This window comes from Collinsella sp. AM41-2BH, from assembly GCF_003468085.1.
In the GTDB taxonomy this organism is placed as follows: domain Bacteria; phylum Actinomycetota; class Coriobacteriia; order Coriobacteriales; family Coriobacteriaceae; genus Collinsella.
The window spans coordinates 24103-46694 of the sequence record NZ_QSGH01000002.1; the positions used below are offsets into that span (position 1 = coordinate 24103).

Below are 22592 nucleotides of genomic sequence, written 5' to 3' on the forward strand. Positions count from 1 at the left end.
TCGATACCTCTGACCTGCAGTTTCATCGCAACGTCAAACCTCATTAAGCCTTTCTTTAGCGCTTCTTTGCAGCAGCCACGGCATAATGCTGCCAACGCACGGGACCTAGCAGCACACCCCGTGCGCAACCTTTTGGTGGACATCGAGGAGGCCGCATAAGCATGCATTCTTCCAATGACGCAGCACAGCAGCCATCCCTAAATCATGCAAACCTTTTCTCCTTCCCCCCGACACAGAGAAACGGTCTCCTCGACTCCCCCACCACAAAAACCAAGCGCTCAGCCGATCAGAGCCTCAACTTACGAGCATCCTTCGAAAAGCTCCAAGCATCCCTAGACAAGGCGTTCCCCGAACAGGCAAGAGCAATCTAAGCCCATCGCGCTTTATACTGATGCCATGCGAAACATGGATCACATAGAATTGCACCGCGGAGGACGCGAGGAAGCGTTTCCCGAGACCGCCGAAGACTGGCCCTATATTGCCGAACGCGCAGAATTCGCTCGCTATCCGGGCAATTCCGTCCCCTGGCACTGGCATTCCGAAGTTGAGCTTTTCTACATGGAGCAGGGAGCGATTGACTATCGAACGCGCGCGGCTCATGAGCACGTACGCTTTGAGGAAGGGTCCGCCGGCTTTATCAACGGCGGCGTTTTGCACAGCACGCTGCAATCGCCCAATTCGGCGCCAGCCATTCAAATGCTGCATATCTTTCAGCCGTCGATGCTCGGCGATCCCGCGGGACGCCTTCAAAAACGCTATATCAATCCTTTGCTGCAATGTCGAGGCGTCGATGTGCTCAAATGGTCGCCCACCAACCCCGACGATATGCCCTTTATCGATTTGCTAAAGAGTTCCTTTAACCACGACCTTCAACGGCCGCAGAACGAGATGGCGCTTCGGAATAGCTTGTCAGAGCTCTGGATTCAGATTTACGCCAAGGCCGAACCGCTCTTTTCCTCCGACAACGCCTCTTGGATGACTAACCGCGACGTACAGTTCAAGGCAATCCTGGACTATATCCGCGCAAACTATGCAGCCGCTATAGATGTGCCCCAGATGGCATCTGCAGCCGGCGTAAGCGAAAGAGAGTGTTACCGCATTATCGAAGCTTGCGCAGGAACGACCCCGGCGGCATATCTGCGCGCATACCGCGTAAACCGTGCTTGCGAACTTTTTGCACACACCACGCGAACGGTCCAGACAGTCGCGCGCCAATGCGGCTTTGCGACAGCAAGCCATCTTGGCCAGGTATTTAAAGAACAAATGGGATGCACTCCTTCGAGCTATCGAGCAGCGAGGCAGAATCTCGATAGTACCAGGCAGAAATCCCGCTAGCCCTTCTTCTGTAACTGCATCAAACTTGCAGGCAAACAACGGATAGGAGCTACTATATGAAGTACTTTGACTATATCGTGCTTGACGTTGATGGGACATTGGCAGATACAGAAGAAAGCGTGCTGTCATCGCTTGGCCAGATTGTCCAAGAAGAAACCGGCAAAACGCTCCCCCGACACGAGCTTGAATTTGCCCTCGGCATACCCGGCAAGAACGCCCTTGAGAAACTTGGGATCTACTCACAGGCAACGCTGGATCGCTGGTGCCAAGTTGCCGCCAGCTTTAAAAGCACCATCAGCGTGTTTCCAGGTTTGCTTGAAGTCATCGCAACACTCGCCGATAGCGGCTGCAAACTTGGCATCGTCTCCTCACGTGCACGCGACGAATACACAGACGAAATTGCACCCCTTGGCTTCGATAAGTTTTTTGAACACATCATCCTTGTCGAAGACACAACCGAGCACAAGCCTTCGCCCGCACCCATGCTCGAATATCTCCGACGTACGGGCGCGAATCCTGGCAACGTCGTCTACGTTGGCGACACCGTCTACGACGAACAATGCGCAACTTCGGCAGGGGTCAGTTTTGCCAGAGCGGCATGGGGATCACACCAAGACATCCCAAACGCCACCTACAACCTCAAAACCCCCAACGACCTACTAACCCTAACAACCAAGTAACCCTCCCATCCCAAATTCGCAGTCCTAACGCCACAAGGGCGACGACCTCGAGTAGGTCAACCGGGGAGGGACGAGGGCTTAGTTCTCTAATCTTTCCGCAGGAGGCAAAAAGCCTCGCCGCACGAAGTGCGCAGCGAGGCTTTTTGCATGCCCGAGGACGATTGGGGAACTAAGCCCTCGTCCCTCCCCGGGATATGTAGCGAGTCGGAGTACCCTTGCTGTTACTCTGCTTTGCCCACAGAGTTGAGGTTGGTCATGCGAATCTTAACCAGCTCGGTAATCTCACGCATGCCCTCCTTGGCCGGCTTCTTGGGATCGAAGCAGGCAGGGTTCTCGGCCATGTAGGCCATGAAGCCCTTGGTGTAGGCCTGACGCAGCTCGGTGGCGTAGTTAACCTTGCAGATGCCGTTCTTCACAGCCTCGGCAACCTGCTCATCGGGCACACCGGAGGTGCCGTGCAGAACCAGCGGCACGTCGACGGCGTCGCGGATGGCCTTGACCACGGACTGCTCGATGTGAGGATCGCTCGTATACACGCCGTGGCTGGTGCCAACGCCAATTGCGAGGGAGGTGCAGCCGGTACGCTCGACGAACTCCTTGGCCTCGGCAGGATCGGTGTAGGGGCTCTCGCCCTCAACCGCGGGACCGTCGTCCTCCTTGCCGCCAACCTTACCGAGCTCGGCCTCGACGGGCACGCCCATGGCGCGACCAGCGTCGGCGACAGACTTGGTCAGGGCGATGTTGTCCTCGAAAGACTCGTGCGAACCGTCGATCATAACGGAGGTGTAGCCCGTGCGGAAAGCCTGCATGCAGCGGTCATAGCCATCGCCGTGATCGAGGTGCAGAGCGACGGGCACGGAAGCGCGCTCGGCGGCAGCCTTGACCATGCCGTAGAAGTAGTCCAGACCAGCGGTCTTGATGGTGCCCGGGGTGGTCTGCATGATGACGGGGGACTTGGTCTCCTCGGCAGCAGCCAGAACGGCCATAACAAACTCGAGGTTCTCGACGTTGAACGCGCCGACGGCGTAGTGGCCGGCCTGAGCGTCCTTGAGCATCTTTTCGGTGGTAACAAGTGCCATGAGCGTTTGCTCCTCTCCCTCGCCCGCATCTGGACATCGGGCGTAGTTGTTCACAAGGCGTTTTACCTTGTGTTTTGCTGCACTTATTGTATGAAATTCAGCGGCTTTGCACGTGCGAGATATTGAGCCCATGCAGGTCAATACAGCCGTTTTTGAAAAGTAAACGGAAGGAATTGGAGCCGAGTGGGCGTGTTCGATATTGAATTTTGGGCGTTCGAGGTCTTTCTTTTATAGAAAAAGTAAGTAATCGAAAGGCGTTTTCTTACTTAAAAAGAAAATGAACGAAAATAGACTCAACACAATTCCTGCAAATTTCAGACGATGATGGAGCGGATATGGCCCATGCAACAACCCGAGCTTTCGCCGATGAGCGTCGTGCCGCCATTATGGAAATGCTCGAACATAACGCCTCGGTGCAGGTAGCAGAAATCGCCCAGACCTTTGGCGTGTCCTCCGTTACCGCCCGCGCCGACCTAGACGCGCTCGCCGAGTCCGGCAAGCTGCGCCGCACGCATGGCGGCGCCGTGTCGCTCCAGAAGCGACTGACCGTATCCACCCAGGATCGCCGCATCAACGTCAATGTCGCCGCCAAGCAGGCCATCGCACAAAGCGCCATCGAACTCGTCAATGACGGCGACACGCTGCTCGTCGACTCGGGCACCACAGCGCTCGAGTTTGTCCGGCTCCTCGACCAGCGCGATGGCATCACCGTCATCACGGCCGACATTACCATTGCCGATTACATCGACGAGAGCATGCCCTCGGTTGATGTCGTCATGCTGGGCGGGGCACTGCGCAAAGGCCATCGCTATCTGTACGGCCCACTTACCATGCAGGCGCTCCAAATGGTCCATGCCGATCTGGCCGTCATGTGCCCTGGCGCTTTCGTTCCCGGCTGCGGCTTTACGACCGACTTTCCGCAGATGGCCGAGACCAAAGCGGCTATGGTCGGTGCTGCTCGTCAAAGTGTCGCCCTCATGGACGCCAGTAAGGTCAACGGACGTGGCATGTACCGCTTTGCCGAGCTGACCGACGTCAACGCCATCGTGATGGACCGTGACCCCGATCACGCCGTCGCCACCTCAATCGCCGAGGTCGCCGACGACGCCCGCCCAAATCTCCTCATCGCCGGCGCTTAAACAAAAACCACCACAAAGGTGCCTGTCCCCTTTGTGGTGGTTTGTGCGTTAAAAGTGAACGTATCGCTACTTGGAAAGCTCGTCGGCGAGGGCCTCGATCTGGGCGCGCGAGGCGTCGTTGAGCGAACCCAGGACGGTCACCTTGTTCTGCGCCAGGGTGATGTCCTTCATACCCTCGAGCTCCTTGGTCATAACCTTGGCAGCTGCAGGCGCCCAGGAACCGGCCTCGACAAGCGCCACGGTACGGTTCTGATAGGCATGCTCGGCAAGCGTATGGATAAAGGTGCTCATGAACGGGAAGATCTCGCCCTGATAGGTGATGGAAGCGAGCACCAGACGGTCATAGCGGAACGCATCCTCAACGGCCTCGGCCATGTCGTCGCGAGCCAGGTCAAAGACGGAAACCTTCTGGCCGCGGGCCTCGAGCGCAGATGCAAGCTCCTCAACGGCAGCCTTCAGATGGCCATACACACTCGCGTAAGCAATGGTGATTCCCTCGTCCTCGGGCTGATAGCTCGACCAGGTGTTGTAGGTGTCGAGGTAGTAGCCCAGGTTCTCGGTTAGCACGGGGCCATGGAGCGGACAGATAACCTGGATGTCCAGATCGGCGGCCTTCTTGAGCACGGCCTGCACGAACTTGCCGAACTTTCCCACGATGCCAAAGTAGTAACGGCGTGCCTCGCAGGCCCACCCTTCCGGATCTTCGATGTCATTGGCACCAAACTTGCCAAAGCCATCGGCACTAAAGAGCACCTTGTCGGTGGCCTCGTAAGAGAACAGCACCTCGGGCCAGTGCACGTTGGGGGCACCGACAAACGTTAGGCTGTGACCGCCCAGGTCGAGCACGTCGCCCTCTTTGACGACCATCTTGCGCTCGGGATAATCGGTGCCAAAGTAGTTGATCATCATGCGGAAGGCGCCCATGCTGGCCACAATCTGCGCCTGGGGATAGCGCTCCATAAAGGCGGCGATGCCAGCGGAGTGATCGGGCTCCATGTGATGGACGACCAGGTAATCGGGCGTGCGACCGTCGAGCACGGCTTCGATGTTACCGAGCCACTCGTCGACAAAACCGCCGTCGACTGAATCGGCGACAGCGATCTTTTCGCCCAAGATAACGTAGCTGTTGTATGCCATACCGTTCTCGGACACATCGTACTGGCCCTCGAACAGGTCAATGTCGTGATCGTCGACGCCAACGTAGCGGATATCCTTGGTGATCTCCATCAGGCAAAGCCTCCTAGATAGACAAAAGAACCCGTCTATCATAGCACTCGGCTGCATCCCAACAGCTATCTGCCGGCATCCTTACCGATTGTTATTGAAATGCGATAAATCGCCGTTTACCAGCACAAACTATGAGCGCGGTATCGCCGTGCTATGTCGAATGATGAGCTGGCCGGGAATACGAATGGCAACGGTTTTGCCCACCGTACCCGCCTCGGGAACCGCATGCTCAAACACCTCGCGCCCACGCTGATGCAAGTCGAATCGAACGGTCGTGAGCTCGTTGTGTGCTACAAAATCATCGAGCGAATCATCGACGCCCACCACGCTCACGTCCTCGGGCACGCGCAAGCCGCTATCGCGCAGCGCGGCGATGGCACCGTTTGCCATTTGGTCGTTTGCCGCGTAAATCGCCGTCATGGTGCGGTCGTGCTCGGCCAGATATCTGCCGGCCTCGTAACCGCTGTTGGCAGACCAATCGCCCTCGAGCGGCGCCTGCGGCTTAATGTGCTTACGCTCGAGTGCATCCTGCCAACCGGCGCGACGAAACTGCTCGTCGACCGAGAACGACGGGCCGCCAATATAGCGAATCTGATCGTGTCCCAGCTCAAACAGGTGATCCATAAGCAATAGCGAGCAGCCGTAATGATCAGAGTCAACTGTGGTCACGCGCGGATGCGCGTACATGGTAACGACGACCGTGCCAATGCCCGGCAGTGGATCAAACGTCTCAAAATCGGGCGCCATGCGACTCATGCCGATGATGATACCGTCCACGGGCAGCGCGGCCATACGACGCGTGGCCTCGGCAAGCGAGAATTCCTCGGTCTTGGACATCTCGACCAGCGTGATGGCGCAATTATGCTCGCGAGCAGCGCTGGCGATGCCGTCGATCATTGAGAGGTTGCCAAACTTGGTGACATCGTTGACACACAGACCGACCGAATGGTAACGGCCGTCGCGCAGCGAGCGACCGGCATAACTCGGACGGAAGCCGAGTTCTTGCATAGTGGCCTGCACGCGCTGACGTGTCTGCTCGTTAACGTTGGGCAAGCCGTTGGCGACGCGCGAAACCGTCTGCTGCGAAACGCCAGCAGCGCGGGCGACGTCGGCCATGGAGACCGGACGCAAACTGGTATCGTTGGACGGGCGCCTTGCCACAGGATCACCTTCACCCTTGCGAGATCTGAATAGCGTGCATGCCGGCCCGGGCAGAAATACACCCCGCGCCGAGGCCCGCTATCGTCGGACGCATGTTAACGTACTCTACTTTTTCTATCTGCATCTCTTCTGCTTTATAAGTCCATACGGCAGTACCGTTCACGGCCGAAAATCTACCGATTACCAGATTCTCAAAAAGTAACAAGCGATGTGTTATGAGTACGTTAACATAGCCCGTAACATGCGGTATCGTGAACACTTGGTTCATGCCGCTTCAAGCTGTTAACGTACTCATAACGACGCAAAACTCACCCGTGCGCGCCAAGGAAAGGACCCTCATGACCGCCCCCGACGAAAAGACACTCGCCACGCTCACCAAGCTGTTTGAGGAGGAGTTTGGCCCCATCGGCGATCGCCAGGTGCTCTATGTGCACGCGCCCGGCCGTTCCGAGATCAGCGGCAACCACACCGATCACGAGGGCGGTCACGTTATCGCCGGCTCGCTCGATGTCGCCGTCGACGGCATCGCCGTGGCAACCGATTCCAACAAGGTCCGCGTCGCCGACGAGGGCTACCCCACGTTTGAGATTACCCTCGACACGCTGAATGTTCAGGAGTCCGAGAAGGGCACGTCCGCAAGCCTCGTGCGCGGTATGGCCCACGAGATCGCAGCGCTTGGTGTTGAGCCTCAGGGCTTCGACTTTGCCTTCACCTGCTCCGTCCCCTCGGGTGGCGGCCTTTCTAGCTCTGCCGCCGTCGAGGCCGCGTACGGTCGTGCCATGGAGGCACTCTGGGGCGCGCCCGCCATTGAGCCCGTCACGCTCGCCCAGATGAGTCAGCGCACCGAGAACAACTACTACGGCAAGCCCTGCGGTCTGATGGACCAGGCCGCTGTGTGCCTGGGCGGCCTTGCCTACATGGACTTTGAGGACCAGGCCCAGCCTAAGACCCAAAAGCTCGAGCTCAACTTTGAGGATCACGGTTATGCGCTTGTGCTCGTTAAGGTTGGTGCCGACCATGTGGCAGCTACCGACGACTACGCCGCCGTTCCGCGCGAGATGCAGGACGTCGCCGCCGAGTTTGGCAAGGCACGCCTGTGCGAGGTCGACGTTGCCGACTTTGACGCTAAACTCCCCGAGCTGCGCGCCAAGCTGGGCGACCGCGCCTGCCTGCGCGCCGTTCACTACTGGTACGAGAACGGCCTGGTCGACAAGCGCTGGGCAGCGCTCAACGCCGGCGACATTGACCAGTTCCTGGTCCTGACGCGCGAGTCCGGCGCCAGCTCTGCCATGTACCTGCAGAATGTTGTTGCCAAGCTGGGTTCCGAGCAGCCTTCCATGTATGCCCTGGCGCTGGCCGAGCACGTGCTCGACGGCCGCGGCGCCGTCCGTATCCACGGTGGCGGCTTTGGTGGCACCATCCAGGCCTTCGTGCCGCTCGATCTGGTCGACACCTTCATTGCCAAGATGAACGGCTGGCTGGGCGAGGGCTCTGCCCGTCACTACGCCATCTCTGACAAGGGGGCTTACGCGGCATGGCTGTAATGACTGACGTGCGAGAGGCCGCGCAGAACCTGATCGAGTACGCCATCCACCGATCGATGATCGGCCAGGACGACCGGATCTGGGCATACAACACCATTTTGGAGTGCATCGGCGCCACGGGCCCCGCACTCGACATGGCTTGGGCACTCAAGACCGAGAAGATTTCGCTCTTGCACCCCGATACACTCCCCAACTTTGACCTGGAGGGCACGCTTGCCGCGCTTTCCGAGGCCGCCGTTGCCAATGGTGCTGTCGAGGACACGGCGTCGGGCCGCGACCGCATCGCCATGCGCATCATGGGCGCGCTCATGCCGAGGCCTTCGGTTGTAAACGAGGAATTCAACGGCCGCATGGGTGTCAATGAGCCTCGCGCCGCGACCGACTGGTTCTACGGCCTGTGCTGTGACGCCGGCTACGTGCGCCGCGCCGCCATCGCGCGCAACATCAAATGGAGCACTTCCACCAACTGGGGCGATCTTGAGATCACCATCAACCTCTCCAAGCCTGAGAAGGACCCACGCGATATCGCCGCGGCTGGTGCCGCAAAGAACACGGGCGAGAAGTATCCCGCCTGCCAGCTCTGCATCGAAAACGAAGGCTATCCCGGTCGCTCCGCCGCAGCCGACGGCGGCGCTCACCCCGCACGCCAGAATCTGCGCGTTATCCCCATCCAGCTCGACGGCGAGCGCTGGGGCTTCCAGTACAGCCCGTATGCGTATTTTGACGAGCACTGCATTGCCATGAGCTCCGAGCATCGTCCGATGCACGTCGACCGCAAGGGCCTGACCTGCCTGCTCGACTTTGTGGACCTATTCCCGCATTACTTCATCGGCTCCAACGCCGACCTGCCCATCGTGGGCGGCTCGATTCTGTCGCACGACCACTTCCAGGGCGGCGCGCACGAGTTCCCCATGATGCACGCCGCCGAGGTCTCGCAGTTTAGCGTGCCCGGTTTTGACCAGGTCAGCGGTACCGTGCTGCAGTGGCCGCTCTCGGTGCTGCGCCTGCGCTCGCACGACCGCGCCCAGCTGCTCGACGCCGCCGAGAAGATTATCCTCGCCTGGCGCGAGTGGACCGACGAGTCTGTGGGCGTTATCGCGCACACGGCCGACGGCGTAGCGCACAACACCGTGACGCCCGTCATCCGCCGCGTCGACTCCCGCGGCAACGCCGGCGGCGAGATTTACGAGGCCTACCTGGCGCTTCGCTGCAATATCACGACCGACGAGCATCCGCTGGGCGTTTTCCACCCGCATGCCGAGTATCACCACATTAAGAAGGAGAACATCGGCCTGATCGAGGTTATGGGCCTGGCTATTCTTCCGCCGCGCCTGGTTCCCGAGCTCGGCGCTGTCCGCGAGCACCTGCTGGCAGCCAAAGCCGATACCAGCTACGACCTTGCCAGTGCGCTCGAGGGCGACGACCTTTGCCGCAGCCATGCCGCGTGGGCCGAGGACGTCTATGCCCGCCGCGCCGACGAGCTTACGGCGGATAGCGCCATCGGCATCCTGCACGAGGAGGTTGGCGTGGTGTTTGGCCACGTGCTCGACAACGCCGGCGTCTTTAAGTGGGACGAGGCCGGACGCGCCGCCCAGCAGCGCTTTATCGACTCACTGTAATGATCCCCTGGGGACGAAGGAAAACGGATCATTTCGTCTTCAAGACAACGGCGCCCGCCGGCAACATCGCCAGCGGGCGCCGTTTTTGCGTGTAGTCATTGGGGACGCTCTTAAACGACTAGTCAAACAAGAACGTCCCCAACGACTAATGACTCGAGCGTGGAAAATCTCCCACTTTGAGCTCGTATGGGCACCAAAAGCAGGAGATTATCCACGCTCATTCTATTAGGAGTCGCAACCGCTACAACTCTACGACTTCAACGTTGCTGTAGATCTCGTCCCAGCGGTCCATGACCAGGTGGCCGGTCTTGGGATCCATGGCGTTGAGCTTGCCGCAGGTATTGGCGGTCTTGAGCACCGTGACATCGTCGGCACCAGCAGCAATGGCATGCGCAAAGCCGGCGATGGTCGAGTCGCCGGAACCCGTCGCGTTCACAGCCGCAATCGCGGGCGTCTTGGCGCGGAACGCGCGGCCCTCATGGAAGCCCACCGAACCGGCAGCGCCCATCGAAACGACAACCCACGGGATACCGGCAAAGCGGTCATCGGCGGCAAGCGCCTCGCGCAGGGCATCGACATCATCGGTCGTAAAGGACGTACCCAGCAGGCCGTTAATCTCGGTCAGGTTGGGCTTTACGAGCTCAGGCTTAGCGTCGGACTTCAGCGCGGCCCCCAGCGATGCGCCCGAGGTATCGAGCAGCACCTTGGCGCCCGCCTCCTCGGCGATCTTGACGAGCTCGGCATAGTAGCCGGCATCGACGCCACGCGGCAGCGAGCCCGAAAGCGTCACAACGTCCGCCTTCGCTGCAAGCTCGGCGAACTTGGCCGTAAAGGCCTCGAGCTCGGCCGGGGCGATTTGCGGGCCGCTCTCCAGCAGCTCGGTCTGATTACCCTCGTGCAGAATATTCAGGCAAATGCGCGTCTCACCGGCGATGGGCACAAAGTCGTTCTTGACGCCGTCGGCATCCATAAGCTCGGCCATATAGGCACCCATGTGGCCGCCAAGCAGACCAGTCGCGAGCACGTCGTCTCCCAGTTGCAGCAGCACGCGGCTCACGTTGAGGCCCTTGCCGCCAGCGGTCTTTTCGGGCGTCACACGGTTAACATCGTCGATGATCAGCTTGTCGAGCTGATAGCGCGTATCGATCGACGGGTTCATGGTAACGGTCAGAATCATATTGAACTCCTGTTCCGGGGCGGCATGACCCACCCCAAACATACGATAGCTCGTTAAAGGATCTCGATCTCAAAGCCGCGGGTGACGGTCTCCCCCGGCTTGGCAACCAGGCAGCCACGCTTGTGCTCCAGAATATCGTCCTCGTCGGAGCAGGTAGACAGGCCACCCCACGGTTCCACGGCCACAAAGTCGCCCTCGGGCTTGCTCCACACAATCAGGTATGGCATATCGGGGAACGTCAGGCGCACGCCCTTGTCCTCGGTTTTCTTGGTCAGCGTAACCACGCGGCTCTCGAGCACGTCAAAGATGGTCTCCGCGAAGTCGAAGAGTTCGTGGGTCAGCGGCAGGTTCTGGTCGATCATAGGGTTCTTGCTGCGATGCTCAACATCAATCAAGCCCGTCGAGGGAACGGCAGTACAGAGCTCGGCGGCCTCACGCTGCTCAAAACGGAGCTCGTAATCGTCATAGGACTCGCCCTCGTCGAGCGGGCACTTAAAGCCGGGGTGACCACCCACAAAGAATGGCATATCCTCGGTGCCCTCATTGGTCACCTCGTACGACACGGCCACCTTTTCCGAATCGATCGTGTAGCGAGCAACGATCTTAAACGGATACGGGTACTGCTCAAGCAACTCGGCATGGTCGGCAGAGCTTAGGCTCAGCGCAACCATGTTGTCGCTCTGCTCCTCGAGCTTCCACTCCTGCTTGCGGGCAAAGCCGTGGCGGGCAAGCTTGACCTCGCGGCCACCCATGGTCATCGCGCGGCCATCACGAAGGCCGCCGCAAATCGGAAAGCAAATGGGTGCCTGGCCCGACCACACCGCCGGATCGCCCTGCCACAGATACTCACGACCGTTGGCCGCAATAGAAGTGAACGATCCGCCAGCCGTGCTCAGTGCCACACGAATAGAACCGTTATCAAGAACAAACTCCATAGGAGCCTTCCCTTTCGTACGCCAGCCCGCCGAGTCAGTGGGGCTGATAGAAAACCGGCCCGCGCCCCCTCACAGAAACGCGAGCCGTCAATTGAAAAGCTACAGAATGCCGGATACCGCCAAAACGAAGCACTCAAGCCAAGCAAGCAAACGTGTTATCGGAGCAGCCAGCCGTACCAGAACGCTTCGCAACAACAGCGGTAACCCCACAGGTACCCCCAACGTCAGCGAGCGGCGCTCAGGTGCCCCAGGTCGCCGCGAAAGAGGAGCGACGCGTACTTCATGTACGCGAGCGACGGTTTGAGCGGCGAGATGGGGTGCCTGGGCGTCGCGCAGCGTCGACCCGTTACGCGGTTTGGTAAAACCGCGTAACCTCCTTAGTCGTGGTATTCGCCGCGGTCCCACTTCTCGAGGAACTCGTCAAAGAAGTGCGGGTCAGCCTGAGCCTCGGCATCGGCCTTATTGCAAGCGTCGATCTTGGCGATCAGGGCATCGTGCTCGGGGGTCTTCTCGTAGGGCTCCTCCAGGAAGGCAAGCATGATGTCGGCCATCAGGAACTCGCCGGTAATCTTGCCGCCAAAGCCCACGATGTTGGCGTTGAGCTCGCGACGGGCATACAGGGCAGAGGTCATGTCGCGGACCAGGGCGCAGCGAGCGCCGGGGACCTTGTTGACGGCGTTGGTAATGCCGATGCCGGTGCCGCACAGGGCCACGCCAAAGTCGGCCTTGCCGCTGGCAACAGCCTCGCCCACGGCCTTACCGTAGATGGGATAGTGCGTACGGGTGTGGCTGTAGGTGCCGCAGTCGAGCACCTTGTAGCCAGACTGCTCCAGGCGGTCGGCCAGATAGATCTTCTCGTCCGTAACGATATGGTCGCAACCGATTGCGATGGTCTTCTTCATCAGAACGTCCTTTCGTCTGAATTCACAAGTTGAGGTAGAAGTTCGAGTTCTCGGTGGCTCTCGTTAGGCCATCTTGTTGAGCATGTCGACACGGATCTGGTGACGGCCGCCGGCGTACTGGGCGCGCAGGAACTCGCGGGCGATCTTCTTGGCGACCTCGGTGCCCACAACGCCCGGGCCCATGGTGACCATGCGCGAGCCGTTGTGCTCGCGGGTCATGTAGGCGGAACGCTCGTCGGAAATGTTGGCGACGACCATGCCCTTGATCTTGACGGCGGCCATATAGGAGCCGACGCCGTACTTATCAAATGCGAAGCCCTGGGAATCCTTGTGCTCCAGCAGGTCCTTGGCAACGGCGGTCGCGGAATCGACAAAGTCCGCGGCAGGGGTCTCGGAATAGTCGACGACCTCGTGACCGTCGGCGATGAGCATCTCCTTGATGGACTCCTTCATCGACATACCGTCGGCATCGGAAGCGATTACAACCCTCATGACATCCTCCTTGAGAGATACGCAGGTGCGTAGTTTCTGTTTGGAAGTGTTGAATCGTATTCAGGTCCGGGCATCTGAATGTGCGGTTCTTCACTGTTCATGTTTATTTGAACACATTCGAACAGCGACTGCAACCAATATTTGTTTATCTTTGTTCTTTTTTGAACAAATACCATTCACGGATGATTGCTGACCGTTTGGGTCTGGCGCGGACGTAGTGACCATGTGTTCAACAAACAAAAGGGCGGCCGAGAACATGTCTCGGCCGCCCTTCTTACGGTTGATCTTCCAAAGATCGCGTTGCCGCCTACTCAGACTGCCCGCTCTTCTTGGCATGTTTGAACGGAGCGCTCAAGAAACGACCCGTCAGATAGTTCGCGGGACCGGAGACATCGATCCCCAGCAGCACGTGTCCTAGCCATAGGAACGCCACGAGCACCAGTAGAGGAATCACACACGAGGTCACGATCATCACGATGACGCCTTCGATGAGGTCGGTCACCTGCTGCACGATCTTGTCGGTCATCTGCTTGGCACCGCTGGTCACCGACGTGACCAGGCTCGAAGCCCCGTCGGCAAGCTGCTCAAGCACGTTCTTGGACTCTGTGGACTCGGTCTTTTTCTTGCTTGCTTTGGAGCTGTCGCTATCTGCCGTACCCGCAGCGTCGGCCGCCTTTTGCTCCGCCGCTTCGATGCTCACTCGATACGTTTCGTCGACCTTTTGCGACACCCATACGCTTGCAGGCACCAACGCCGTGCCGATCACGGCAACCACCAGCACGCGCGTCGCCACACGGCGCAGGACGGCGCTCGTGCTCCAGCGCCCGTGAATGCCGAGCGACACCGCAAAGAGCACCAACGCAAACGGGATTAAGATGCCCAAGCCAACCGACCACAAAATCGTGAGCAAATATTTTTCCAGGTATAGCACGGCAAGCACGATACCAAGGTTGCCTGAAAGCTGCGCGAGCTGCTCGGCAACCGGCGTCCCCGTATCACCCGGCAGCGCGGTAATGCCCGCAGACAGCGCCACGCACGAGGCCGTGAGCGCCAGTACGTTACCTTTCTTTTGGTCGATAACCTCGATGGTGGAGTCCCAAGTCTTGGTATCGGCAAAATGCGGACGAGCCACAAAGCCCGACAGCAAGGCCAGTACCACGAGCGCAACGATGATACCGATCTGCAGCTTTTTATTTGCGCACACGACATCGGACAGGCTGGGCTGCAGCTCGGTTACCGTCGTGTGCTCGGTTATCTGGACAGGACGCCCATGAGCCATCTCGCGCGCGTCTCTTTTTTGTATTGACCCGTTATCCGGCATTTGGATACCTCCTCAGTCCGGCGTTTAATGTGAAAGGAAGTATACCCACCCAGCGAAAAACCGAACGGCAAGACGAACGGGCACCAAGACTGTCCCCAATGACTATTTCGGGATGAGTTGCGGTGGAATAGGGATTGTTTTGCGCCCGCCGGTCCCTATTCAGTCCCTATTTCACCGCAACTTGGAGGAGTGCAGAAAAAGCCCTGCCGCGGGTAGCGGCAGAGCTTTTGGAAGGGGACTTGGTTGTGAGAGCTCGTTAGGCGAGCTTAGCCTCGAGTGCGGCGATGCGCTTATAGGCATCGATGGTAAAGCGGGTCTGCTTCTCCAGGATCATGGTGGTCATGAGAGTATCCTGAGCGTGAGCCATGATGAAGGTCATCTCCATCTCACCGCCGCCGGCCTCCTGCGAAAGCAGCTTGGTCTGCGTGTCGTGGGCGCCGATAAGTGCATCGCTGGCATCCTTGTGCAGCTGCTCGGCCTTCTCAAAATCACCCTCGCGAGCAGCATCGAGCGCTGCAAGCAGATCGGTCTGGGCGTCACCCGCGTATGCGACGATCTCGAATCCAACCATCGAGATTTCTTCTTTGGTTGCCATATTGCGTTCCTTTCACATATGAACCAACGGAGAGCATCGCGTCCGGGCATACGCGCTGCGCTGTGTATGACAGAAACAATAACATTCAAACAAAAAAGAACAGCGCAAAACGTAATTTCGAGCTATGAACGGTTGCTTTTCACCCGTGAACGGTTTTTAAACCAATCTGAACATTCTCGAACACAATTAGCGGCAACCCAAACAGGTCCGCACCCTAGCGTACATCGCGCACCGTATCGCCCTCGACGAGCACACCCGGAAACAGCATGTGCTCCACACCGGGTGCAGCGCCCTCGGCGCCGGCAATCTTGTCGACCGCCCACATGCCGACGCGCTTGTTGTCAAAGCGCACCGTAGCCAGGCGACGATCGGGCACGATATCGCCCAAACTATCGTCAACACCCACCACGCTTACGTCCTGGGGCACGTGCTTCCCGCGCGACTCGAGCCCGCGAATGCAGCCGTAGGCCATGGCATCGTTGGAAGCATAAATGGCTGTGCAGTTCGGATCGTCCGCAAGCACCTGGCCGGCGGCATATCCGCTCTGTGCCGTCCAATCGCCACGGACGAGTCGCGGCGGCTCAATACCATGCGCGCGCAATGTCTCGCGCCAGCCCTCCTCGCGACGCATGCCCGAAAGCGAGCGCTCGGGACACGAGATAAAGTGCACGGTCTTGTGCCCCTGCTCCAGCAAGTACTCGACCACCTGGCGCGAGCAATCGAACTGGTCGTTATCGACTGTTGAACAGAGCGAGTGCTCCAGCATGGTAACGAGCACCGTCTGCATACCGGGCAGCGGCTCGAAGGTGCCAAAGTCCGCCGGCATGCGATTCATGATCACAACCATGCCATCCACCGGCAGCGCGCTCATGCGCGACGATGCGCTCTCGAGGGTATACGGATGCCCGTCTACTTTAGTGAGGGTGATGGCATAGCCATGTTTGTCGGCCGCGGCGGCAAAGCCCTCCATACGGTCGAGGTTGCCGGTGCCGGTAATGTTGAACATGGCGACGCCGACAGTCTTAAACTTGCCGCGGCGCAGCGATCGACCGGCAAAATTGGGGCGATACCCCAGCTCGCGCATGGCGGCACGCACGCGCTCCTTGGTCTCGGGGCGCACGCTGGGCGAATCGTGCACCGTACGCGAGACTGTCTGCTCCGAGACGCCCGCGAGACGCGCCACGTCCTTAACGGAAACCGATTTTTTAACAGCGGCCATAGGTCGATCTTTCTATGTCAACGATGCCATTGGTGGCACCCTACGCAGTCAAATGAAACGTCTTTAAGTATATCTAACGCCTCCTCCGCCATACGCTCACCACCCAAAACCTACCGTTCACCGACATTTTTGCTTCCCCGGACGGCTTTTGTCGACCAAATGTTAACGTTGCCATTGTGCAAACACAGAGCCACCGGGCGGCTCAAACGTTTACGCGTAAGGAATCGACGGTTCGCAGGCACAGGAACCACCGATTCGCGTCTTTATTTGTGCCGCAAAATGGCAACGTCAACATTTTGGCAACCGAACGCCAAAAGTTACTATCGTTGCTAACCCACCGACTCTTAGGAGCATTGCATGGAGCAACTCATCGCCATCATCGAAAAGGGCCAACCCTTTTTCAACGCGATCGCCCGCAACAAGTACCTCAAGGCGATCCGCGACGGCTTTATCTCCGTCATCCCCATCATCATCTTCTCGTCCATCTTCTGCCTGGTAGCCTCGGTCCCCAACATCTGGGGTTTCTACTGGCCCGATGACATCAACAACGCCCTGTGGAAGTGCTACAACTACTCCATGGGCATCCTGGCCATCGCCTGCGCCGCCACCACGGCCAAGCACTTCGCCGACGCTCAGAACCGCGACCTGCCCAAGAACAACCAGATCAACTTCATCTCGTGCATGTGCGCGGCCATCATCGGCTTCTTGCTCCTTTCGAGCGACACGATCGCCACGGACGCCGCCAGCGGCTTCAACACCACCTATCTTGGTTCCAAAGGCCTGCTGACTGCCTTCATCGCTGCATTTGCGACCGGCATCATCTACAAGTTCTTTATTAAGCGCAACATCACCGTCAAGATGCCCGAGCAGGTTCCGCCCAACATCTCGCAGACCTTTAAGGACATCATCCCCTTCTCCGTCTGCATCACCGTCTTTTGGGTCTTTGACATCGTCTTCCGCGCTGCCTTTGGCTTCTGCTTTGCCCAGGGCGTCATCCAGGTGTTCCAGCCCCTGTTCACCGCTGCCGACGGCTACATCGGCCTTGCTGCGATCTACGGTGCCATGAGCCTGTTCTGGTTCGTCGGTGTCCACGGCCCCTCGATCGTCGAGCCCGCCATCGCCGCCGCCCTCGTTGCCAACATGACCGACAACCTGGCTGCATTCCAGGCCGGCGAGCACGCCACCGCCGTCCTGACGCAGGGAGCCCAGTACTTCGTCGTCTGCATGGGCGGCACCGGCGCCACGCTCGTCCTGGTCTTTATGTTCTGCTTCCTGGCCAAGTCCCAGGAGATGCGCGCCGTCGGCAAAGCAGCCATCGTCCCCGTGTGCTTTGCCGTCAACGAGCCGCTGCTGTTCGCCGCGCCTATCGTGCTCAACCCCGTCTTCTTTGTCCCGTTTGTCTTTGCCCCGATCGCCAACATCTGGATCCTCAAGGTCTTTATCGACTTCTTGGGCATGAACGGCTTTATGTACACCCTGCCCTGGACCGTCCCCGGCCCCATCGGCACCATCATGGGCCTGGGCTTCCAGCCGCTCGCCTTTGTGATGCTCGCCATCATCCTAGTCATCGACTTTGCCCTGTACTACCCGTTCTTCCGTGCCTATGACGCCCAGAAGTGCGCCGAGGAGGCCGAGATCTCCCAGGAGGAGCTCGCCGCCAAGAACGCCGAGAAGGCCGCCAAGCTCAACGACGCCTTCCAGGGTAAGGCCGACGCCAAGAGTGTTGCCGCCGGCGCCGCTGCCGAGGTCGTAAAGACCGACGCTGCCCCCGCTGCTGCCGCCACCGAAGCTACGGCCGCCAGCGACCTCAACGGCAAGCGCGTACTCGTGCTCTGCCAGGGCGGCGGCACTTCGGGCCTGCTCGCCAACGCACTGGCCAAGGCCGCCAAGGAGCGCGGCATCGATCTTGAGACCGCCGCCGATGCCTATGGCAACCACGTGGACATGCTTCCCGACTTTGACCTGGTCGTCCTGGCCCCGCAGGCCGCCAGCTACCTGGCCGACCTGCAGAAGGACTGCGAGCGCGTGGGCAACAAGTGCGTCGCCTGCCGCGGTAAGCAATACATCGAGCTCTCCCAGAACGGCGACAAGTCTCTCGCCTTTGTGAGCGAGCAGCTGTCGAAGTAAGTAACGCTTAGGGCCAGCCGACTATCCAAGACCGGCTGGCCCTTCGATTTAAACGATTGGATCATCATGTCCGTTAACCCTGCCAGCGTCACCAACCCGCCCGCGCAGTTTCCCGAGGACTTTGTCTTTGGCGGCGCCACCGCTGCCTACCAGGTAGAAGGCGAGACCCGCACCCACGGAAAGGGCAAGGTCGCCTGGGACGACTTCCTGGAGGCCCAGGGCCGTTTCTCCCCCGACCCCGCCTCCGACTTCTACAACCAGTACCCCGTCGATCTGGAGCTGTGCGAGGAGTTCGGCATCAACGGCATCCGCCTCTCCATTGCCTGGAGCCGCATCTTCCCCAACGGCACCGGCGAGATCAACGCCGAGGGCGTGCAGTTCTACCACGATCTCTTTGCCGAGTGCCACAAGCACCACGTTGAGCCGTTTGTCACGCTGCATCACTTTGACACGCCGCTGCCCCTCTTTGAGAAGGGCGACTTCCTCAATCGCGAGACCATCGACGCCTTTGTGGACTTTGCCACCTTCTGCTTTAAGGAATACGCTGACCAGGTGACCTATTGGTTCACCTTTAACGAGATCTGGGCTGACGCCTCCAACACCTACATCGAGGGCACCTTCCCCGGCGGCGTCAAAGCTCATCTGGCCGAGGCCTTCCAGTGCGAGCACAACATGATGCTTGCCCACGCCAAGGCTGTGCTGGCCTTCCACAACGGCGGCTTTAAGGGCAAGATCGGCGTCATTCAGTCGTTGGAGTTCAAGTACCCGCTCAACGAGAACGACCCCGCCGACATCAAGGCCGCCAACAACGAGCACGTGCTGCAAAACCAGTTCCTGCTTGACGCCACCTTCCGCGGCGACTATGCCCCCGACACCCTCGAGTGCGCCAACCGCCTGGCTGCCGTCTCGGGCGGCACCATCGAGATCCTGGACAAGGACCTCGAGATTATGCGCGAGGCCGCGCTCTACAACGACTACCTGGGTGTCAACAACTACCAGTGCCGTTTCCTCAAGGCCTACGACGGCGAGAACGACCTGCACCACAACGGCACGGGCGAGAAGGGTACCGGCCGCTGGCGCGTCAAGGGCATTGGCGAGCATGTGAACAAGCCCGGCATCCCCACCACCGACTGGGACTGGATCATCTATCCCGAGGGTCTGTTCGATCTGCTCGTCTACATTAAACAGCGCTACCCCAACTACAAGCAGATTTTCATTACCGAAAACGGTATGGGCTACAAGGACCCCTACAAGGACGGCTTTGTGGACGACCAGCCGCGCATCGACTACATCGAGCAGCACCTGCGCTGGCTGCTTAAGGCCATGGAGGTGGGCGTCAACGTGGGCGGCTACTTCCTGTGGAGCCTGCAGGACCAGTTCTCCTGGACCAACGGCTACAACAAGCGCTACGGCTTCTTCTACGTAGACTTTGAAACCCAGAAGCGCACGCCCAAGGCAAGCGCCTACTGGTACAAGCACGTGGCGCAGACCCGTCGTCTGGACTAGTGGCTTGCAGTTGGCGTAATTGCCCTGCTCACATAACTTGTCCCCATTTCTCAGCCGGGGGCGGCACGTCACACGGCGCGCCGCCCCCGGTCTTTATGTTTTTGGACGGGTCGTCGAGGGCCGTTTGTCTCGATCTGTAACATCTAGCCGAGTTTTTCGGTCCTACCTGTTACAGATCGAGATGAACCGGGGAGTCCGAGCCGGATTGTCTCGATCTGTAACACTAAACCCGGTTTTTGATGTCCAGTTGTTACAGATTTAGATAAACTCACCGGCCAATCCTCTCAATCTAAATCTGTAACATCTGGCCGAGATTTTTGATCCCAGCTGTTACAGATCGAGACAACTTAACGGTACCGATTTTTTGATGCGCCGTGGTACAATTATGTCCCAACGCAAAGGAGGTACCTATGCCCACCTGTGTGCCCGTCCGAGACATGAAGGACACCGCTGCATTTACCGCGCTTGTTGAGTCCGAGCGCGACGTCACCGTAACCAAGAACGGCTACGAGGCCATGCACTGCATCAGCAGCGACCAGTATCGCCTCATGCAAGACGAAATCGCCAAAGCCAAGCTGCTGTCTCGCATGATGCTGGCAGAAGACGAGATATCGCAAGGCGACTACAGCGACTACGACTCCTTCGCGACCTCGATACGAGACAAATATGACCTATAACGTCGCAATACTCAAAAGCGCGCGATATGAGTACGAGAGTATCGTTGGATACCTTGCCCAAATCCTCAAGAATCCGCGCGCAGCGGGCAATTTTGTCGCTGAGTTTGAATATCAGCTTGATCTGCTTCGCGAGCAGCCGCTCCTACGACCTCTCTCACACATACGAGAGCTGGCGGCACGTAATTACCGATCGTTTCCCGTCAACAACTACACCTGTCTTTACAAGTTTGAGCACGATACGATCTATATCGCCCATGTCTTTCACCAGTCACAGGACTACGCCCGCCTGATCTAGCCCCGCGGCATCGGCTAGCAAATGACCTGCGTGTGTTCCTCGATGGCGGCGCGACCGCATGCCATCGATCAGATAAAGATCGTCATATACAGAGGAAGATATATCCTATGCCCTTCAGCCCTGAGCTGTTTTGGGTGAAGAACTATCTCCTCTCCGACTCGTCGTTCAAATCTTCTGCCGAAATCGTCAAGTGAGATTGTTGAATACGATTTGGAAGATTTAACTTCAACAGGAGTGACCCGCGGTTTTCTAGCCGCATCTTCAAAGCCGCGCGAAACAAGAAAATCAATCTCACGCGTTCTGGGACGACTCCCCTCCGTTTTGGAAGGCTCCTGCCAGCTGTAATAAAAAAGCGAATGCCCCAGACTCTTGAGCTGCTGTGCCACGATATTCTCGATCAACATTCCTTTATTAATCGAAATTCTTCCAAACTGAATATCTCTATGGACATCCATAAGGTCCGGACCATCATCAAACGCCAAGCTCACGAGCAATCCCGTGTCCGCCATATAGCATTTAAGCGAAGACGCGTCCTCGTGCAAGCGGTAACCCACGCTCGGATCGCTGCATAAATAGCAACGGTTAATCAGTCGCGCATCCTCAAGCCAAATTAACGCCGACTCATATGTCTCAAAACGGGACCCTTTCTCCAAGCTGTCAAATTTAAACCGTTTATTTGCCGCAGATAATTGACCCGGAATGTCGTCATAAACCGCCCGCGCACGTCTAGCGTCCGAACCTCCAAACTTGGCAATGTCCTCCCTGTACAGCGCGATAATCTGCCGTTTAACCCTGTCGCTTCCTCTAAAATCATTCTCTGCCACAAAGGAATCTACCGACTGAGGCATACCGCCGACAAGCATATACTCATCAAACAATCTCATGCACGTCGCATGAGCACCGTCCGGAAGCGCGGTCCGAGATTCGCACGCTTTACGGATCTCTTCCGCGTAAAGATCCTTTCCGGTCGCCCAAAGATACTCCTCAAAATCGAGGGGCTCGAGAGGGATTCTTTCTTCCTCTGACGGAATAACAATGCTTTCGACATTCTTTTTGATGGAGACGAGAGAGCCCGTCTCGATGTAATCAAATCTGCCGTCTTCTACAAGATGCTTTATGTATTCGCGCGCGATGGGAAACCGCTGCACTTCATCAAAAATGACCAGTGATTCTCTCGGCACGAGGGCCTTGCCATACTGCAGCTGAAGCATGCGTAAAAAAAGATCGACATCTTCACGATGATTCAGAAATATATCGAGCGTGGCTTTGCTTGCAGCCGAAAAGTCAATGTAAAGGTAGTCCTTGTATTCATTTTGCGCGAAGCACTTTACGAGTGTCGTTTTGCCAACGCGTCTTGCACCCTCAATAAGCACCGCAGTGCGCCCTTGCGAGCGTTCTTTCCACTCCTGCAGACGCTCATATGCCTTCCGTTTAAACATAAGCTCACCTCAGCATAAATTACCTGCTAGTTTACAAAAATACCGACCCTTATATATATCGAATAATACAAAAATACCGACCATTGCAATGGTCAGAATACACAATAATACCGAGCTTTATGT

General features: G+C 58.2%; 20 protein-coding genes. 9 read left to right on the forward strand and 11 right to left on the reverse strand.

Annotated features, from left to right (window positions below):
- The first annotated feature begins 405 nt into the window (after positions 1 to 405).
- Together DW899_RS01435 and DW899_RS01440 are read left to right on the forward strand one after the other, a co-directional pair.
- Complete coding sequence (locus tag DW899_RS01435; RefSeq protein ID WP_158566544.1) at positions 406 to 1335, forward strand: AraC family transcriptional regulator; 930 nt, start codon at positions 406 to 408, stop codon at positions 1333 to 1335.
- 56 nt (positions 1336 to 1391) lie between these two features.
- Complete coding sequence (locus DW899_RS01440; protein WP_117799758.1) at positions 1392 to 2015, forward strand: HAD family hydrolase; 624 nt, start codon at positions 1392 to 1394, stop codon at positions 2013 to 2015.
- A 221-nt stretch (positions 2016 to 2236) separates the two neighbouring features.
- On the opposite strand, the gene DW899_RS01445 is transcribed toward DW899_RS01440, so the two are convergent.
- Positions 2237 to 3094 carry a class II fructose-bisphosphate aldolase gene (locus tag DW899_RS01445; protein WP_022095149.1) on the reverse strand — a complete coding sequence of 286 codons (858 nt, stop codon included), beginning with the start codon at positions 3092 to 3094 and terminating at the stop codon, positions 2237 to 2239.
- A gap of 335 nt (positions 3095 to 3429) precedes the next feature.
- Here DW899_RS01445 and DW899_RS01450 point away from each other — a divergent pair, with 335 nt between their 5' ends.
- Positions 3430 to 4233 carry a DeoR/GlpR family DNA-binding transcription regulator gene (locus tag DW899_RS01450; protein ID WP_117799759.1) on the forward strand — a complete coding sequence of 268 codons (804 nt, stop codon included), beginning with the start codon at positions 3430 to 3432 and terminating at the stop codon, positions 4231 to 4233.
- A 66-nt stretch (positions 4234 to 4299) separates the two neighbouring features.
- On the opposite strand, the gene DW899_RS01455 is transcribed toward DW899_RS01450, so the two are convergent.
- Complete coding sequence (locus DW899_RS01455) at positions 4300 to 5460, reverse strand: FprA family A-type flavoprotein (RefSeq protein WP_117799760.1); 1161 nt, start codon at positions 5458 to 5460, stop codon at positions 4300 to 4302.
- Between the two features lie 129 nt (positions 5461 to 5589).
- A complete protein-coding gene (locus DW899_RS01460) occupies positions 5590 to 6576 on the reverse strand; it encodes a LacI family DNA-binding transcriptional regulator (protein WP_117799761.1) in 987 nt (328 codons plus the stop codon).
- A 383-nt stretch (positions 6577 to 6959) separates the two neighbouring features.
- Here DW899_RS01460 and DW899_RS01470 point away from each other — a divergent pair, with 383 nt between their 5' ends.
- Together DW899_RS01470 and DW899_RS01475 are read left to right on the forward strand one after the other, a co-directional pair.
- A complete protein-coding gene (locus DW899_RS01470) occupies positions 6960 to 8165 on the forward strand; it encodes a galactokinase family protein (RefSeq protein ID WP_117799763.1) in 1206 nt (401 codons plus the stop codon).
- The gene (locus DW899_RS01475; RefSeq protein WP_199570241.1) at positions 8156 to 9784 is read left to right on the forward strand and encodes a UDP-glucose--hexose-1-phosphate uridylyltransferase; all 1629 of its coding nucleotides are present in this window, start codon (positions 8156 to 8158) and stop codon (positions 9782 to 9784) included. Before DW899_RS01470 ends, DW899_RS01475 begins: the two co-directional genes overlap by 10 nt.
- A 241-nt stretch (positions 9785 to 10025) precedes the next feature.
- Here the strand turns inward: DW899_RS01475 and DW899_RS01480 are convergent, their stop codons facing one another.
- The 7 genes from DW899_RS01480 to DW899_RS01510 all read right to left on the reverse strand — a co-directional run bounded on the left by DW899_RS01480 (position 10026) and on the right by DW899_RS01510 (position 16425).
- On the reverse strand, positions 10026 to 10961 hold the full coding sequence (locus tag DW899_RS01480; RefSeq protein WP_117799858.1) for a hexose kinase: 936 nt from the start codon (positions 10959 to 10961) through the stop codon (positions 10026 to 10028).
- Between the two features lie 53 nt (positions 10962 to 11014).
- Entirely contained in the window at positions 11015 to 11896 is an 882-nt protein-coding gene (locus DW899_RS01485) for an aldose 1-epimerase family protein (protein WP_117799765.1), read from the reverse strand.
- Between the two features lie 377 nt (positions 11897 to 12273).
- A complete protein-coding gene (gene lacB / locus DW899_RS01490) occupies positions 12274 to 12798 on the reverse strand; it encodes a galactose-6-phosphate isomerase subunit LacB (RefSeq protein WP_117799766.1) in 525 nt (174 codons plus the stop codon).
- 63 nt (positions 12799 to 12861) lie between these two features.
- On the reverse strand, positions 12862 to 13290 hold the full coding sequence (gene lacA / locus DW899_RS01495) for a galactose-6-phosphate isomerase subunit LacA (protein WP_006234830.1): 429 nt from the start codon (positions 13288 to 13290) through the stop codon (positions 12862 to 12864).
- A gap of 307 nt (positions 13291 to 13597) precedes the next feature.
- Complete coding sequence (locus DW899_RS01500; protein WP_117799767.1) at positions 13598 to 14569, reverse strand: hypothetical protein; 972 nt, start codon at positions 14567 to 14569, stop codon at positions 13598 to 13600.
- Between the two features lie 298 nt (positions 14570 to 14867).
- Positions 14868 to 15206, reverse strand: coding sequence for a PTS lactose/cellobiose transporter subunit IIA (locus tag DW899_RS01505; RefSeq protein ID WP_089572387.1), 339 nt, complete (start codon positions 15204 to 15206; stop codon positions 14868 to 14870).
- A gap of 214 nt (positions 15207 to 15420) precedes the next feature.
- Positions 15421 to 16425, reverse strand: a complete 1005-nt coding sequence (locus DW899_RS01510; protein WP_117799768.1) for a LacI family DNA-binding transcriptional regulator — start codon at positions 16423 to 16425, stop codon at positions 15421 to 15423.
- 357 nt (positions 16426 to 16782) lie between these two features.
- Here DW899_RS01510 and DW899_RS01515 point away from each other — a divergent pair, with 357 nt between their 5' ends.
- The 4 genes from DW899_RS01515 (at position 16783) to DW899_RS01530 (ending at position 21030) form a co-directional block, all read left to right on the forward strand.
- Positions 16783 to 18552 carry a PTS transporter subunit EIIC gene (locus DW899_RS01515; protein ID WP_117799769.1) on the forward strand — a complete coding sequence of 590 codons (1770 nt, stop codon included), beginning with the start codon at positions 16783 to 16785 and terminating at the stop codon, positions 18550 to 18552.
- Positions 18553 to 18618: 66 nt separating this feature from the next.
- The gene (gene lacG / locus DW899_RS01520) at positions 18619 to 20058 is read left to right on the forward strand and encodes a 6-phospho-beta-galactosidase (RefSeq protein ID WP_117799770.1); all 1440 of its coding nucleotides are present in this window, start codon (positions 18619 to 18621) and stop codon (positions 20056 to 20058) included.
- Positions 20059 to 20468: 410 nt separating this feature from the next.
- Positions 20469 to 20735: a type II toxin-antitoxin system Phd/YefM family antitoxin gene (locus DW899_RS01525; protein WP_117799771.1), complete on the forward strand. Its 267-nt coding sequence runs from the start codon at positions 20469 to 20471 to the stop codon at positions 20733 to 20735.
- On the forward strand, positions 20725 to 21030 hold the full coding sequence (locus tag DW899_RS01530; protein WP_117799772.1) for a type II toxin-antitoxin system RelE/ParE family toxin: 306 nt from the start codon (positions 20725 to 20727) through the stop codon (positions 21028 to 21030). The genes DW899_RS01525 and DW899_RS01530 overlap by 11 nt, the downstream gene beginning before the upstream one ends.
- Before the next feature lie 68 nt (positions 21031 to 21098).
- Here DW899_RS01530 and DW899_RS01535 read toward each other — a convergent pair whose 3' ends face one another.
- The gene (locus DW899_RS01535) at positions 21099 to 22469 is read right to left on the reverse strand and encodes an ATP-binding protein (protein WP_117799773.1); all 1371 of its coding nucleotides are present in this window, start codon (positions 22467 to 22469) and stop codon (positions 21099 to 21101) included.
- Between the last annotated feature and the right edge of the window lie 123 nt (positions 22470 to 22592).